This window comes from Fuerstiella marisgermanici, assembly GCF_001983935.1.
Classification (GTDB): Bacteria; Planctomycetota; Planctomycetia; order Planctomycetales; family Planctomycetaceae; genus Fuerstiella; species Fuerstiella marisgermanici.
Genome location: NZ_CP017641.1, coordinates 5,452,467 through 5,467,933, shown reverse-complemented (window position 1 = coordinate 5,467,933; position 15,467 = coordinate 5,452,467). Strand labels below are relative to the sequence as shown.

9 protein-coding genes are annotated in these 15,467 nt (G+C 55.8%); 1 reads left to right on the top strand and 8 read right to left on the bottom strand.

Annotation, left to right across the window (positions count from 1 at the left end):
* Positions 1-40 precede the first annotated feature (40 nt).
* From Fuma_RS20285 to Fuma_RS20250, 8 genes are all read right to left on the bottom strand, one after another.
* Entirely contained in the window at positions 41-2,035 is a 1,995-nt protein-coding gene (locus Fuma_RS20285) for a TolC family protein (RefSeq protein ID WP_077025724.1), read from the bottom strand.
* A 458-nt stretch (positions 2,036-2,493) separates the two neighbouring features.
* The gene (locus Fuma_RS20280) at positions 2,494-2,841 is read right to left on the bottom strand and encodes a LuxR C-terminal-related transcriptional regulator (protein WP_158521074.1); all 348 of its coding nucleotides are present in this window, start codon (positions 2,839-2,841) and stop codon (positions 2,494-2,496) included.
* A 319-nt stretch (positions 2,842-3,160) separates the two neighbouring features.
* Positions 3,161-6,133, bottom strand: a complete 2,973-nt coding sequence (locus Fuma_RS20275; RefSeq protein WP_158521073.1) for a CRTAC1 family protein — start codon at positions 6,131-6,133, stop codon at positions 3,161-3,163.
* An 8-nt stretch (positions 6,134-6,141) separates the two neighbouring features.
* Positions 6,142-9,135: an FG-GAP-like repeat-containing protein gene (locus tag Fuma_RS20270; protein WP_077025721.1), complete on the bottom strand. Its 2,994-nt coding sequence runs from the start codon at positions 9,133-9,135 to the stop codon at positions 6,142-6,144.
* A gap of 30 nt (positions 9,136-9,165) precedes the next feature.
* Positions 9,166-9,597 carry a hypothetical protein gene (locus Fuma_RS20265; RefSeq protein ID WP_083732187.1) on the bottom strand — a complete coding sequence of 144 codons (432 nt, stop codon included), beginning with the start codon at positions 9,595-9,597 and terminating at the stop codon, positions 9,166-9,168.
* A gap of 141 nt (positions 9,598-9,738) precedes the next feature.
* Complete coding sequence (locus Fuma_RS20260) at positions 9,739-10,911, bottom strand: DUF1559 domain-containing protein (protein ID WP_229360694.1); 1,173 nt, start codon at positions 10,909-10,911, stop codon at positions 9,739-9,741.
* A gap of 151 nt (positions 10,912-11,062) precedes the next feature.
* Entirely contained in the window at positions 11,063-13,753 is a 2,691-nt protein-coding gene (locus tag Fuma_RS20255; protein ID WP_077025719.1) for a M56 family metallopeptidase, read from the bottom strand.
* The gene (locus Fuma_RS20250) at positions 13,750-14,133 is read right to left on the bottom strand and encodes a BlaI/MecI/CopY family transcriptional regulator (protein ID WP_077025718.1); all 384 of its coding nucleotides are present in this window, start codon (positions 14,131-14,133) and stop codon (positions 13,750-13,752) included. Before Fuma_RS20250 ends, Fuma_RS20255 begins: the two co-directional genes overlap by 4 nt.
* Before the next feature lie 293 nt (positions 14,134-14,426).
* On the opposite strand from Fuma_RS20250, the gene Fuma_RS20245 reads away from it, so the two are divergent.
* The gene (locus Fuma_RS20245; RefSeq protein WP_077028445.1) at positions 14,427-15,311 is read left to right on the top strand and encodes a hypothetical protein; all 885 of its coding nucleotides are present in this window, start codon (positions 14,427-14,429) and stop codon (positions 15,309-15,311) included.
* The last annotated feature ends 156 nt before the right edge of the window (positions 15,312-15,467 follow it).

Genomic DNA, 15,467 nt, shown 5'->3' with positions numbered 1-15,467 from the left:
CAGCCCTCATCGTCCGAAAAGTTTGCTCCTCGGCCACAAGTCAGCGAGGTTCGCTGTAACGCCGAAGTATCCTTCCGAACACGGAACCTTTCTTCTGTGAGGATGACTGCGATCGTTCGAATGACGTCTGTTGCGTGGGGACCGGTGGTGGTTCCGGAGTCACCTCTTCCGCCGTCGCAGGTTCCGATGGCTGACTTGGCTGAGTACTTTCCATGGGATGGAAGGTTCGTTCTTCCAGATGTTGATGGAACTCAGTCGCTGGCGGCGCGGCCTGCGTAAATTCCATGAACGGCTTGTCCACTATCTGAGTCGGCAGACCGTTGATGCACGTCCGCCCAATCGCCACCTGTTCGTGTTGCAGCAGCATTCCGGTGGCTCTTTTAAGATTCACCAGAGACAAGTTGTACGTCACCATCGACGTAAGATATTCGTTCTCGGCTCGCATCAGTTGGGATTGTGCGGCCAGCAAATCTTCCAGCACCTGACTGCCGGTCCGAGCTTCACCAGGCAGCAGTTCCCAACGACGCAGGATGTAATCTGATTTTGCTTCCATCGCCTGCATCGCGCTGAACTTTGTGTCGAGTTCATCGAACGATGTTTCGACTTCTCGCACCGCAACACGTGTTTCCAGCTTCAGCGTCTGAATTGTTGTTTCGTACTGGTTTTGAAGTTGACGCATTTCCAGATGGCGTCGTGTGTGGCGGGCTCGAGCAGCTCGGTTATTGATTGGCACTTCGAACTGCAGACCGATTGAGTAGCTGGGTTCGCCGACTCCAAACTGGTCGTTGATTGCGCCGCCGACGTTGCCGTTCCCTCGAAGGCCGCTGACGTAGGTTTCCGTCACCAGATTCAGCACGGGCATCATCTCATTCTTGGACATGTTGACTCGCACACACGCCGCCTGAATCTGCTTTAATGCCTGATTCACTTCCGGCCGACACTGCACCGCCGCCGACAGAGCTTCGTCCATAGAAACCGGGAACCCGGCGGCCGAGGGCCTGTCAATTGGCAGCAATTCGTATTCGCCTTGCCCCAGCCCGGGGTCGTTCACGAGGGCTCGAATACGGTCTTCGGCGTTTCGCACAGCAGCGGCCGAACGACGCAGTGCTGATCCACGCGATTTCAATTCCGCTTCGGCGCTGATCAACTGACTTTCAAAGGTGTCGATTGCTCTGCGGCGCTGTAGACGATCGTAAATTTCTTTGGCTCGGTTGAACGCTCGTGCCTTCTGCAAACAGACGCCGCGTTCCAGATACAAGCCCCAGTACGCTCGCACGACTTCCAACAAATGCGACTGCAACTGACGGCTGAACTCTTCCTTCGCAATATTGGTGTCCAGAGAAGCCAACACCTTCAGGCTGTTGTTATAGACCTGGCCGCGGCCTCGCATTAACGGCTGAGTGTAACTGAGCACCAGACGCGAGGTGCCTTGCGGGTCGGGCTGAAAGAAGGTGGAGTTGGTGTCCTGAAAACCGAACCGCTGAGCCAGCTCCAGTTGTCCGCCGGTGCGCGTTCGCTTGCGAGCTCCTGCCGATGCGGACAGGTTGTGGTCGTGGAAACGAGTTCCGCCGCCGCCGACCGTCAGCGTGTTGCCGACAGGGTCGCTGATGTCGTCCCAGCGAGTATCCAGGAAGGCGTGCCAGTCGAATGCTGCATCGGCTTCGATGATCGACGTTTCGCGAATCAACGGCAGCTCACTGAAGACTCGCACCTGCGACGAATGGGTCAACGATCGTACCAGAAGGTCTTCGATACCGATCTGCACCTGCTGGTGTTCCGGTCGCATCGGTTGAGCGACGGATTCGGTCCACCACGCTTCTGGAGGAACCTGCTGCAGCGGTGCTGTTGCCGTTCCGTGGTCGACCGACTGAAGGGGCCGGCCGAGCCCTTCTGCGTGGACGGGGGCAGCGATGGCAGGACCGTCACCAAGCTCGGGCAATTCCGGCACAGTTTCCTGCGCGAACGTCGGTACAGCCAGAGCGGCTGTCGCGAACGTGGTCGAAAGAAACTTGCGAAACGTTCTCAGGCGTATCATGAATCACTCCGTCGTCGCCATGGGAAGCAACCTCGCTTCCGGCGTTGTCCAAAATTGTGCGGGTGTACCAGGCCGTAGAAACCCGCAGAGAGGTGCCAGTAATTTTGAGCATCGGCGGATGAAACCCTCGCGAGTAATAGCGAAATTCTCCACTTCGAACGTCGCGTTCCGCGATTGCTGCCGATTCACCAACGTTTTGAGTGATGAACACGCGCCGTCAAAACGAACCAGCCCCTCGGCAGGCTGTACCAATTATGCGGAAGTATTGGGTGCGTGTAGTCATAGCTGCTGGCCGTTGTGCGCCGGTTATTCCCCGCGAGCGCCGCGCATAAAAATCCCTCCTTCGCGATCGACCAAAGTGGACGAAATGGAACAACGGTAACCAGTTGCCGGTGTTTAGCGTTGCTGCGAAGGAGGGAGGTGTCTTCGATGTCTTCAGAGTCCGGAGCGTGGACTCTTCAAGCGGCTTTCGTCTGCGGCGTGCTGACGTTGGCATAGTCGCACAAGGTGCCGGTGGCTTCGAACTTCTGAATCAGAAGCTGCACCACGTTCTCGGTCTGCATTTTCCGCACAACCGCCAGGCGATGTTTTTCTGCAGTGCTGGGACTGATGCTCAACAGCAACGCAATCTGCTTACTTTCATGCCCCTGCAGCAACAACTGATATACCTCACGTTCTCGCGGACTAAGTTGAGTGACGAGCTGGTCGTAGTCAGATCGAAACTGGTCCCGTTTTGCGACGCCATTTTTGAATTGTCCGTTGCAACACTTCAATGGGGCCGCGCGGCTGCCTGCAGCCGGGTGCATTTTGTCTATGGAGTATATGCGGGAGACGGGAGTGGGCGATTGAATCTGCATCGTTCGGCGAGGACTCCGTAATGACATCTTTGGCGCAGCAGCAGGCGCGGATGTCGAATTCTGTTGAGCCCGCATTCATCTGACGAACCTTACTTCGTCACGGCAAAGACAGTCGGAGAACTGGATGATGCGGGATTCTTCCGGCGGGGAAAACTTCCGGGGGATTCTACCACCCTGTCTCAGAGAATCAGGGGCGCCGGTTTTGCGGATCGCTCTGAAAGCGGCAGTAGTGACCCTTGTAATGTCACATTTTGCTGGCGGGGAGACCTCATTCGTCGATCGAATACGCGCGGGTTCTACCTTCGATCACAACATGCCGTCCGTCCCCCGGAAGATTTTCCCAGGACTCAACTTCACCTGAAGGCCAGGCAATCCGAATTTGATCGACGCGAGTAGAATCTCCGAGCCCGAAGACCAGCGAACGCTCATTGCTCGCCTGATAACCGTCACCAGCAGTCAACTGTCGCGAAATTGTTCGCTCACCAACGGTCGCTGTCACCGTGGTGCCGATGGCGTCTCGGGAGGAGGCTACTGCGCGCAGCTGCAGTGTGAGGGATCTTCCGTGCGGCAGAGTCGTGTTCGTCAGTAACGCGGCTGGCTGATCCAGATTTGAAATTACTGCGTCTTCCCGACCGTCGCCATTCCAGTCCCAGCGAGCCAGACTGCGACCGAGATACTGTTGCGTGAAATACGGACCAGTGGTGGAACCTGGCTGTTCTATGAACTGCCCTTCGCCTGCGTTGTAGAACAGCTGCGGGGCCATTTGGTACGGTCGACCATAGCGGCGATAATCATCGATGTGTCCGTTCGCCACGATCAGATCCAGGCGACCGTCCAGATCCGCGTCAAGAAACTGAGTGCCGAAGCCCAGCATCGGTAGACTTGGGTCAGCAAGTCCCAATTCCTTCGTCGCATCGGCAAAGATCGCTCCGGGCAGGGAACGATACAATGTGTTTGATTCATGAAGGAAGTTCGTAATGAACACGTCCAGTCCGCTATCGTCATCAATGTCGCCGATCGCGATCCCCATGCAACCCTCCGCTCGGCCAACGTGGTTCAGGGCAATTCCGGATGTCATACCGCGTTCCTCAAAGATCGGCCCGCTGTCGCCACCAGCAGGGGGTGAGTGACGATTCACGAAAAACGAATTCGCCACAGTGTCATTGGCGACCAACAGACTCAACCGACCGCGGCCGTGCCAGTCTGCCGCCACAACTCCCAGCCCTTTTCCGTCAGGAACCCGGACTCCGGATTCTTTGGTGGCATTCACAAATGTTCCGTCGTTCGAATTCAGGTACAACTGGTCTTGCGAGCCGGGAAAGTGGAAGGGCATACACATACGAGGCTGGCCGTCGTCGTGCTGACAGACGGTTTCGAAGATTGACTCGCCTTCCAGATAGTTGACAGAATAAATATCAGGCAGCGAATCTCCGTTTAGGTCTGCGATCAGGCAACTTGTCGACCAGCGTGGATCACCGACATTGGCTCGTGCTGTAGCATCGGTGAATGTCCCGTCGCCGTTGTTGCGGAAAAGTCGGTTGTCGCCAATGTTGGCAAGATAGCAGTCCGCGAAGCCATCGTTGTCAAAGTCGCCTACCGCGACGCCGGTGCTGAACCGGTTTTCAAACAGGCTGGCCGAATCCGTGACGTCAGCGAATCTGCCGCCGCCGAGGTTTCGAAAGAGCCGGTCAATGTGCATTCTTTGATTCCCGCGAGAATCCCAGCGGCACCCCTGCGGGAAAATGATGTCGGGGTGGCCGTCTGCATCGAAGTCCAGCACGCCACAGCCGCCACCGTTGAACTCGTACATGCGTTGCCCTGAATTTGGCGGACTCGGGTCGTTGAAATACTGAAACTTCAGGTTTGCCGATTCCGCATCATCTCGAAACGTCACTGCAGATTTTGGCACGGTCGTCCTTGGATCGGCGCGACTGAGGTCCGCTTGCCAGCGGGGAACCGGAAGGTCAGATAGGTTAAACGGTAATTCCGCCGGACGGTTCACACGAGTCAGCGGCGCATCCTGCAGTCGGACGTGCAGTGCATCAGCTTTTGTTACGGCCCAAACTGCGTCGGCGGCAATTGATTGAGCCACGCGGCACCATCCCCATGCTTCCCAGTCTCGGCCGACATGCTCCAACTGCTCGACCAGCCGGCGTACCTGATGCGTGTCGGCAAGCTGTGTCGAAGTCACAACGTCCGATGTCGTTCGCAGTTCGAGCAGCGTGTCGATACGACGTTCCAGCCATGCAGCGGCGCGGTCATCTTTAACCGTAGTGAAGTATTGAAACAGTTTGTAGGCGGCATTCCGTTGGGTGCTATCCCGCCGCAGTGTCTCCCAGTAGCACCGCGCTGCAGGCTCGGGCATGTTGTCGTGTTCTGCCAGTTGTCCACGAATCAGCCAGAATCGGGGATCGTCAATCTCTGACGATGGATGTTCACCCAGCAGCATCCGCAATCGGTCGTGTTGGCCTGATTCCCACAGCAAATCCGCCAAGGCAATGCGAGCTTCCGAAAAGTCCGGATCGATCATAGTCGCGCGAGTGAGCAGCTCAATCGCGTCGCTACTGCTGCCGGAGTTGCGCGCGTGCCATGCCATACCAACTAGGACTCCCGGACTGTCTGGAACGGTGTCCTGGTAGCGTTGAAGTTCCTCCGCATTAAACAGCGCGCCGTTTTCTGATTGCAGCAATGCCAAGAAATCGGAGTTAAACGCTCCCTGTCGAAACAGGCGCAGAACAAATGGAACCGCCTCGCTGCGACGGGCCTGAATTCCCAGCAAACTCACAAGCTGAAACAGCGCGTTGCGGTCGTTGGGAACGTGTTCTAATGCCGCTCGAAAATCTGCTTCCGCCGCCACAGCGTTTCCTGTGTGATGCATTTCAATTCGCCCGCACCTCATTCTTGCATGAATGGCGGCTTCGGAATCGCCGTTGGGAACTCGACGATAAAAGGCGAGCGACTGATCGAACTCTTCCAATGCGAAGGAAATGTCACCGGCAAGAACCAGTGCGGCTTCATTATTGGGTTCATGCAGCAGAACCTGTTCCACCGTATGCATCGCCCGTTCATCGTCGCCGTGCAGGAATTTTAGACGAGCGTCCTGCATCAGCACGGCGGTGTCTGGCCGCGTGACCCAATAGGCTCCACCCAAAATTGCAATCACTAGCACTGCAACTGCAGAACCAAGCCACCATCGAGAACGACGGTCATGCTGTTCGGTTGGCAGTGATGGAGCACCCATTAAAAAGCTCATCTTTCGTGCGGCACGTCGAACACCGTCTGCCGACCTTCGACGATTGACAGGCGGGTGTTAACAGGCAGTTCTCGATATTCATTTCGTTGGGCGGATGGCCAGCGGACGGTCAACTTTCGAATTGCTTTGTCTTCACCCAAACCGAACATCAGCACTCGTTGATTACTGGCCTGGAATCCGTCCCCCGCCGTAAGTTGTTGAGTCAGAGTTCGATTTGCTGTTTCGACCTGCACCATAGTACCTATCGCATCGCGGCTGGAGCGCACTCCGTGCAGGTCAATCACGACAAAGTTACCGCTCGGCCGCGTCATGTTCTCCATGAGAGAAACGGGTGCATCAAGGTGAGTCACGACGAAGTCCGGTTGACCGTCGCAATTCCAATCGGCTCGCGCTAATGCTCTCCCCAGAACCTTATTTTCAAAATACGGCCCCAGTGTCTGTGGGCTGACTTCGAGGAACCCCGCGGATCCCTGGTTGACGAAAAACTGAGGCCGCATTTGATAATCGGTCCGACCATCGTCGCTGTTATTGTCGATGTGCCCATTGGCGACGACCAAGTCGAGCCGCCCGTCGAGATCCGCGTCCAGAAACTGAGTACCAAAACCCAGTTTCGAAAGGCTTGGCTGACGCAGTCGGTTACGCAGCGTGCTGTCCTCAAAAACGCCACCGCCCAGTTGACGATACAGCGTATTGGATTCGCCGTGAAAGTTGGTGACAAACAGATCAGTCGCGCCATCTCCATCGGCATCGCCGGCCGCGATACCCATGCATGCCTGAGCGGTCCCGCGGCCATTGACGGCCAGCCCTGAGACCATTGCCGTTTCCTGGAAACGGGGTGCGTTGTTGGAATCATTACCCTGGTTTTTGAAGTAGAAATTGGACACCGTGTCATTGCCGACAAAGACGTCCAAACCGGGGCCGTCGCCGAATGAGCCAACCACAATGCCCAATCCTTTGCCGTTGTCCACAGTGATGCCGGACGAATGGGTAACGTCCTGAAACTGCTCGTTGCCGAGGTTCCATAGCAGTTGATCGGTGGCGGCTGGGAAATGCTGGGGCAGGCAAACCCGGTCGAGTTGTGGCCCACAGGTTCGTGTAAAGACGTCTTTACCAGCAAGATAATTCACGACGAAAATTTCCGGGTGTCCGTCCCCCGTCATGTCAGCGATAGCGCAGCTTGTGGACCAGGCATCATCATTGAAGCGGACTTCTTGACTCATGTCACGAAACGTGCCGTCGCCGTTGTTGCGGAACAAACGGTTGCGGCCAATGTTAGCGACCAGAAGGTCGGGGAATCCGTCGGAATCGAAATCTCCCACCGTTGTTCCCTGGCTGAACCCGCTTTCAACAATGCCGCAATTCTGGGTGACATCAACGAAGTGGCCGTCACCGGCGTGCAGATACAAACGGTCGAGAAATTCATGATTCGATTCTTTAATGGGCCAGCGACTACCTTGCGTCAGAAAAATATCGGGCCGGTTGTCGCCATTGAAGTCCAGTACAGAAACGCCGCCTCCCATGACTTCGTACATGTGCCGCACGCCTTCGGCAACATCGTGCGAACCATTGAAATACTGAAAGTCGATGCCCGCCGAAGCGGCTCGATCGCGAAAAACAAATTGCTCGTTTGAAATCCGGGGCGATTCTGTAGCGTTCGTTTCTGTCGTCTGATCGATTGTTTCAATCAAAGGCAGGTTTTTGTAATCGAACGAATTTACAGGGTTGTGTTTCGCAAGAGTTCTTTGGAGTCGCAGCGTAGACCGCAGAGGCGTCAGACGTGATGCGATTTCATAAGCCCACGCGGGGCGGCTTTGGTGCGATGCGGCGATTGTGGCCCAGGCCCATGCTTCCCAGAAGTTTCCCAGCGATTCTGCCAGCTCCGCTGTGCGGCGGATTTCCGCAAGAGCGTCCTCACTGTCGGCGGTTTTTACGGCATTGCTAAATTCCTGCAACCGCGACGCTCTTTGAAAAAATGGAGCAGCGTCTGCGCTGCGGTCCATTGATTCCAGAATTCGGCCAGCCTGATACATTGCGTCCGAATGATTGGGATCTCGTTGAACCGCCTCGCAGAAACAGCGTAGTGCAGTCTCCGGCTCCTCTCGGTGCAGAGCCCATTTTCCGCGAAGAGTCCAGATACTCGGATGTTCGTCGGCAGATAGCGGAAGTTCGCGCAGCCAGTCTGCAAATCGAATCTCGTCTCTCTGTTCAAAGTACGCCGTACCCAGCATCACTTGAGCCTGAACAAGATCGTTGTTCTGAGCGACGGCTCGCGTGAGCAGCCTGATAGCCGCGTCGTGTTGTTCGTCTTCGATGGCCAACCGCGCATTTGCCAACAGAACGAACGGATCGTCCGGCGAGACTCTTGCCATCTGCTCTGCAAGTTCCGGATTTAAGAGCGCTTTGTCCGCCAGCGCGAGGACCAGCAGATCCATCGCGTTAAATCGCCCTTCTCGCAGCGTCGCGAGCCGCACGGGAATGTGTTCCCACCATTGTCCGGTGACAGCCAGCAGTACGGAAAGGCGATCGTTCGCTTCCACTGATGCCGGATCGCACTTGAGTGCCTGCCTGTATTGATCGTTCGCTTCGGACGGACGGTAGAGTGTCAGAAAGAGGATGTCGCCTGCCAGCCGGGCGGCTTCGGCCGATTGAGGCGACTCTGCGATCGCAATATCCCGTAACAATTCGATTGCTTCTTCAGGACGATTCCGTGCCTGCAGGCACTTGGCATATACCAGCCGGGCACGACTATTGAGCGGATACTGTCGCAGGATTTCCTGCGACAGTTGTTCTGCAGTTCGGATGTCACCTGTCGCCACGGCAGCTTCAGCGCCGACCAGTGTTTCGTTGGACGGTGCTGATCCGCGGGAGGACCATACAAGGCAGCTAATCAACAGCAGCGATGCGCCACCCAGGATGGAGAGCTGCCGCCGCCAGGACCCGCTTTGAGATTCAGACTCATCATGTGAATCGTTCTCGACGTGTGAAGGCATGTCGGTGGCGCAGTACCCAATGGAACAGGTCTATTTTAGTTCGAACGTGTATGTGTTTGGTTCATCCTGTTCTTTGACCTCAGCCGTGATGCCGGACGTGTTTCCATCCTGATACTTCACGGGTACACCGCTGCCCTGATTGGCAAGCTTGTCCGCCTCTGGATCATCGGGTGGAGGAGCCGACATTGCCGCTGCAGGAAACGATACGGCGTATGTGCCTACCGGGATTGGAGTCGTAAACTTGAACTTCCCGTCGGCATCCAAATCGGCACCGCCACTATTGCCAGTGCCTTTATCGTAAAACACGATAGAACCTTTGGTGAGTGGCTTACCGCCCAAAGTTACCGTTCCCTCAACGGTTCCAGTAGGACCAATGTCCTTGCCGCCACCGCCGCAACCGAGATGGGTGAGCGGCAACAGGCAAAATACTGTCGCGATTGCTGTGAATTTCGCATTTCGCATGATCGTTTGACCTTCTAAGCTTTCCTTGGCAAATTAGCTGCAACGACGGACACAAGAAGCCGGTTAGCCTGAAACCGTTGTTTCAAACCAACCGGCCTGAGATATCAAGAATGAACCACGGTGACGGTGAACGGTTTTCGTTCAGAATTCACCAACGACCTCACCATCGTTCATGGAACAAAGCCTTTGCAAGGTTCCGAAATCGAGGTTCTCAGAGATAAAACGCACGCTGCCATCTCCCATGCCGACTTGAATCCCGCCTGTATGGAATGAGTTCACAATTGTGTTGAAGTCCCAGGTATTGTCTGCACCAGGGATGGACGCCGCAGCAACGAGTTGTTTGCCGATGCCATGGTTGATTGGATACCGCAGACAGGTTGTGCCAGCTCCCCAGTGAGGACGGCCTGCCCTGTCGGTGGCGATGCCGCCGGCCTGACCAGACCAGCCCCCATAGTAGTTGCTGGTCAGGTTCTTGATGTTGCCGTCGACATTTACGTCCGCAGACTGTTCTGAGACCATGATCGTGTTCGAGGTGCCATCAATTGCATCGCGTATCTTCGCATGCCGATTTACCCCCAGCATTCCGTTGCCTCGCACAATGCCGCCATAGTCGGTCGTAATATCGCTGCCTCTACCGACGCCCAGCGCCCCGGAAATTCCGACGTAATGATGGGTCTGCCCCAGCTGTGGGTTATTGACGACAGAAGAGTCGTTAGTCGGGAGCGGGCTTGAGGGGCAGACGAAGCCCGGCACGGTGAGACCCGCCAGAATTTCAGCACCTCCACGGTACGCTGCATAATGGCCGGCGGGGCTGCCGCCGAAGTTGTAGTTGCCGCTGAAGTCGATGCTGTTGTACACATTCGCCTGGTCGATATACGGCAGAGCCTGTACGCGCCAGTTACCACCACAACAGTGCTCAATCGGCTGCCTTGGTGATTGTCCCTGCGAAAACGTCGTATGGACGTCATGGTAATTATGCAACGCGAGCATAACCTGCTTCAGGTTATTTTTGCATTGCGTTCGCCGTGCCGCCTCGCGTGCCTGCTGCACCGCAGGAAGTAGCAAAGCAATCAAGATTGCAATAATCGCAATCACAACCAGCAATTCGATTAGCGTAAACGCCCGTTGGCGGCCGCTTCTCGTGAGATGAAAACTACGCATGACGTGTCCTTTGAGATTGAAGGAAGAATGAAAAAACACGAAGCGACATTCTACGGCGGACAGTTTGTCTTTCCCGGAGAATGTGCCGCTCTTCGTATGCGGTAATAAAGCTAACAATTTCCGATTGTAACTTCCCCAGAAGTTGGAATGCAATTCTCACGAAGAAATTGTTGACTTTGCACGTCATGCACGGCGAGCGTGTACCGCCAACGGCATGCCGCTGATGTCCTTTTGCGTACTTAACATAGAAGCCCGGCACTTTTGAGATGCCGGGCTTCCGTTCAATGGTGGCTGACCGGCTGGTTCAGAAGTTGACTACCTCACCGCCATCGCAGGTGATCAGGGATCTGAGCAGCGTCATGTCGATGTTCTCAGAGACGAACCGAACCCGTCCATCTGCAATGCCCACCTGAAACCCGCCTTCGTGATATCCGCCAAATTTTGGCAGCGGATCGTCGGCCGAATACGGAATGTCCTCCGGCTTCGTCCACGGCGTCTCGCGTTTCGTTTCCACGACCATGATGGTGATGGACGTACCGTCAGTGATGTCCAGCATTGATCGCCCCTTTCCAGGTGCGTTGCCAAAGGCCGTGTGCTCGCCCACCAGTGCAAAATAGCTGGTGTTGAGCGAGCCTTTTGGCGCTTTGGGACTTCGCAATGTTTCTGGAATCTGATCCAGCAGCTTACGATTGTTCGGTCCGTCCCACGGTTCGTTGCGGTCATAGGCATTGTACAGGTTGGCTTGATCTATGTACGGCAGAATGGCGACTCGCCAACTGTATTTCGTCTTACCATCGGGGCCGAGCAACACAGCGGGCGGAAAGCTACCATTTACGTCGTAATAGCTGTGTAGGCCCAGAAAGATCTGCTTAATGTTGTTCTGCCCTTGAGTGCGCAGCGCCGCTTCGCGCGACGCCTGAATGGCTGGCAACAACAGGCCGGTCATCGTGGCCAGTTTGATGCCTTCTCCGGTTGCATCGACCGTGACCTTGTTGCCGTCGCGAGTCACCTTCACCGACGGCATGACATTTTCGGCGATGGCAATTGATTCCGTCATCGCTTTCTTCTCAGGGCCTTCCGCATTTTGGGCCGAGGCTTTCGCCCCCATCAGCATCCCGTTGGCAACGGGAATCAGTGCCTGCAGCGTTGTCTGAATCTTTTCCGCAGCCGCTTCGTCGTCACCCCAGCCATGAACGCTCAATGACATCTCGTCACCAATCCCGGCACCGGCGATCACCTGATTGGTGTTCTGCCAGAGTGGTGCCACCATGCCGAGCATCGGATTTGGACGTTGCCGGAATTGTTGTTCCATTTCGCCTCGGAGAAAAATGACGTCAAAGGCAAACAGAGCATCTCCTTTGTCGACCGTCTGCAAGCGTTCCATCCAGTCAGGCCCTCCTTCGGCATCGCGACGTGATTCAAGAATACCCTTCAAGGCGTGCCAGGGACCGAACAGCACTGTGCGTTCGTCAACCATGAATGCGCACCGCGAGTGTTCTGTGACTGGGTTGTTATTGGCGACAACGCTGAATCCGTCGACGGATTGGTTGGTGGATCCTACGCCGATGTGTTGCTTCATGAACCCGCTGAAATCTGTCGGCTTCAACATTCGCAATTCCAACACGGGTTCGGCCAACTGCGGCCTGTCGACGTTCGCCCTTGGAACTGCCATGATCAGAAACTGATCGATGTCTGCAATGCGAATGCCGGTTTTCTCCGCGACGGTCGACTCTTCCATCAACTTCACCAGCGGCTGCATCTCCTCGCGCGCTGCGACCCTGAACGGTCGGATCCCCGCCAGCAAAACGACAGACTTCGGTACGCTGTCCAGATTGAACGCGGCGGCCTCAGTTGCCGGGGCTGCCGCTTGTGCTGCTGGCGTTTGAGCGACTGCCACGCCGGAATCCGGACGCTGAAGTCCGGCCACAAAGATGGCAGCAATCACGGTGACAGCGATAACAAAGTGCCGTCGCCAACGTGGCGAGCGATCGGTGCCGGTCGGTTTGTCTCGCAACATTTCAATTCTCCTCAAAAGAGTGCCTCGGGTCGGAAGGAATGCTCGTGCCGGCCACGTGACCGCACGATGAGGTTCACGCACGGCCAGTTCGGCCAGAGTGACAAGGTAGGACTGCGATCCTCCCGTGAGTTCCGCTGCTTTCGCATCAGCGGCGAGTTCCTGTTCGAGTCGCAGTCGAGCCGCCAGCCAGTGAACCAGTGGGTGATAGAAGTGCAGCAGCAGTCCGATCTGAGCGGCCATCCACGCGGCTGCATCGTCAGCAACGATGTGTGCCAGTTCATGAGCCAGCACCATGCGCTGTTCTTCCGGCGTCCAGTCTGACCACGATGAAGGCAGTAGGATGACAGGCTTACGCCATCCCACAGTTGCGGCCGATGCCAGTTCGTCCGATTCCAGAATCGTCACAGGCTTGCGACAGTTGATTTCCGCTCGCAATACGTCCAGCGTTTCATCCAGGGACTGACAGTTGATCACCGCGCTGCGTGTCAGACATCGGCGCACGGAAACCCAGCCGACCAGCAGACGCAACAGACCAAAGGCCACCATGGCAAGGACTACGACAGCAAACCAACCTGTCCAGGAGAGGCCGTTCTTAGACTGCACATCAGATGTTGGGGCGAGTTCACGGCCAAGGGTATTGGCAAAGCCAGCGAAGGCCGCTGCGAACGTGGACTCCATTTCCTGAGGCGGCAACGTCGCGCCGGTCGGGGCAGCTTCCGTATCGGTCGCTACTGTCTGCGAGCTGTTCGTTGTTGATGTTGCCAGCGCCTTTTCGGAGGACGGCGTGTTCCACGACCATCGCGGCATCGGAATAAGCAGTGTCGCGGTCAGGCCGATGATCAGGAGCAAGCCCGTGAATGTCGGCGTTGCAGAACCGGCATTGCGTTGTCGTGCAACAAGATGCACCATCAGCACGACGAAGCAAAAGAGCGTCACTTGCATGGCCAACCAAATAAACGCGATCCCAAGGTTGTTCATTGCTTCTTCTCCTTCAGGATGGCTTCCAAAGCGGCTCGTTCTTTTTTTGTGAGTCTCTGTTTGCCAAACAGGCTGACGAGCAGTTTTTCGCGAGACCCGTCGAAGACCTGCTTCAGTAAATGATTGACCAGCTTGTTGGATACGTCGTCGAACGACCGGATAGGTTTGTAGACAAACGGTCGCTCCGAATTTGTCTGTTCTACAAATCCTTTTTCGCTGAGAATCCGAATCAGCGTGGCGACAGTTGTGTATGCCAAATCCGGACCTCGCTGGTGCAACTGGTCACGTACTTCCTGAGCCGTCATTGGACCTTCGTCCCAGAAAACCCGCATGATTTCGAGCTCTCGCTCGGTCAACTCAGGTGCTTTTGGTCGTGCCATGAAACTCCCCTGATTATGTTGGTTAAACCAAATTTGGTTATTTAGATTACATCTATCGTAGTGAACCGGGCTTGCCACGCAAGCAGTATTTGGAAAACTTTTCGTCTGGCTGCTGCCTGTCTGGTCGGATTGAGGTCGGTATACTGTTTGCCACGACCGACGCGATCGGACTGCCGCCCCCTCACGAACCGTCGTTCGAACCAGGAAAACGGTTCGCAAGTGGAGGTGGGCCTATGGACGACTCGGTGACCCAGGAACGTAGACCGCATTGCGCCGATCGAAGCTTCAGCATCATGCGAATTCTGATTGTCATCCCCCACTATTTCAGCGAGCGTGACTTTGGTGAGCTGCCAGGTTCCGAGCGTTACGGTTCCTCTACTGAAAATCGCACTGTCCGCGTTAAGACGCTGAACGCGAGTCTGTGGTCTATTCACCAGTCGTTCGGGCAGCCTCAATGCGTCATTCAAATCGATTCGCGCAGAACGCGTGCCGCGAATGACTGTTTAACGGCGGCTGTTGACGTTGTGGTGTGCTGCCTTGCAGGTCGGCACCTGCTGGATCAACTGCCTGCGGTGCCGCCCAAACATCATCGTGAATTGTGTGACTGCGAGCCGCGACAACTTGGCTTCGAATGTTATCGCGTGCTACACGAACGTTTTGGCAACTACGACTGGTACGGCTACATGGAGGACGACCTGCTTCACCATGATCCGTGGCTATTTGCCAAGCTGGAGTGGTTTCAGCAGCTTGCCGGAACTGGCGCCGTGCTGTTGCCAAACCGGTTCGAACGGGGCATTGGTCATCTGACGACAAAGGCTTATCTTGATGGCGATATCCCGCAACGTACGACGAGGCCTTTTCAGGACATCGCAAACCGCCCCGTCATTGAAGCCCGAGTTTTGGGACAACTGATTCGCCTTAATCGTCCTCTGAACCCTCATTCTGGTTGTTGGTTTCTGTCCGCTGAACAGATGGAAGCGTGGATGAAACGGGACGACTTCGGAAGTCGCGATGCATCTTTTGTTGGACCATTGGAAAGTGCGGCGACTCTGGGACTGATGAAGACGTTTCACATCTACAAGCCATCGATAGCAACCGCCAGCTTTCTGGAAATCGAACACTCGGGCTCAAACTTCGTAAGCCAGCTTCGTCGCCCCGAACCAGTCAACCGCACATAATGGTTCTGGCTTTCGACTGGTGTATGCTGGTGTGAAGTTTGGCCGTTCGGCCTTGCCCCATGCCGGCAGCCGGAGCGGGCCCCGGAAGTTGTGGGGGCGGTACTGAAAGCGGCACCCGTTATTGCGGGTGCCGCTTTGTCAGATTCAGAGGTTTAC

Bases quoted from the DNA above. Each gene is read 5' to 3' on its own strand.
- Fuma_RS20250 (WP_077025718.1), bottom strand. From the start codon at position 14,133: ATGGCACGACCAAAAGCACCTGAGTTGACCGAGCGAGAGCTCGAAATC.
- Fuma_RS20275 (WP_158521073.1), bottom strand. From the start codon at position 6,133: ATGGGTGCTCCATCACTGCCAACCGAACAGCATGACCGTCGTTCTCGA.
- Fuma_RS20245 (WP_077028445.1), top strand. From the start codon at position 14,427: ATGCGAATTCTGATTGTCATCCCCCACTATTTCAGCGAGCGTGACTTT.
- Fuma_RS20270 (WP_077025721.1), bottom strand. From the start codon at position 9,135: ATGCCTTCACACGTCGAGAACGATTCACATGATGAGTCTGAATCTCAA.
- Fuma_RS20265 (WP_083732187.1), bottom strand. From the start codon at position 9,597: ATGCGAAATGCGAAATTCACAGCAATCGCGACAGTATTTTGCCTGTTG.
- Fuma_RS20255 (WP_077025719.1), bottom strand. From the start codon at position 13,753: ATGAACAACCTTGGGATCGCGTTTATTTGGTTGGCCATGCAAGTGACG.
- Fuma_RS20285 (WP_077025724.1), bottom strand. From the start codon at position 2,035: ATGATACGCCTGAGAACGTTTCGCAAGTTTCTTTCGACCACGTTCGCG.
- Fuma_RS20280 (WP_158521074.1), bottom strand. From the start codon at position 2,841: ATGCACCCGGCTGCAGGCAGCCGCGCGGCCCCATTGAAGTGTTGCAAC.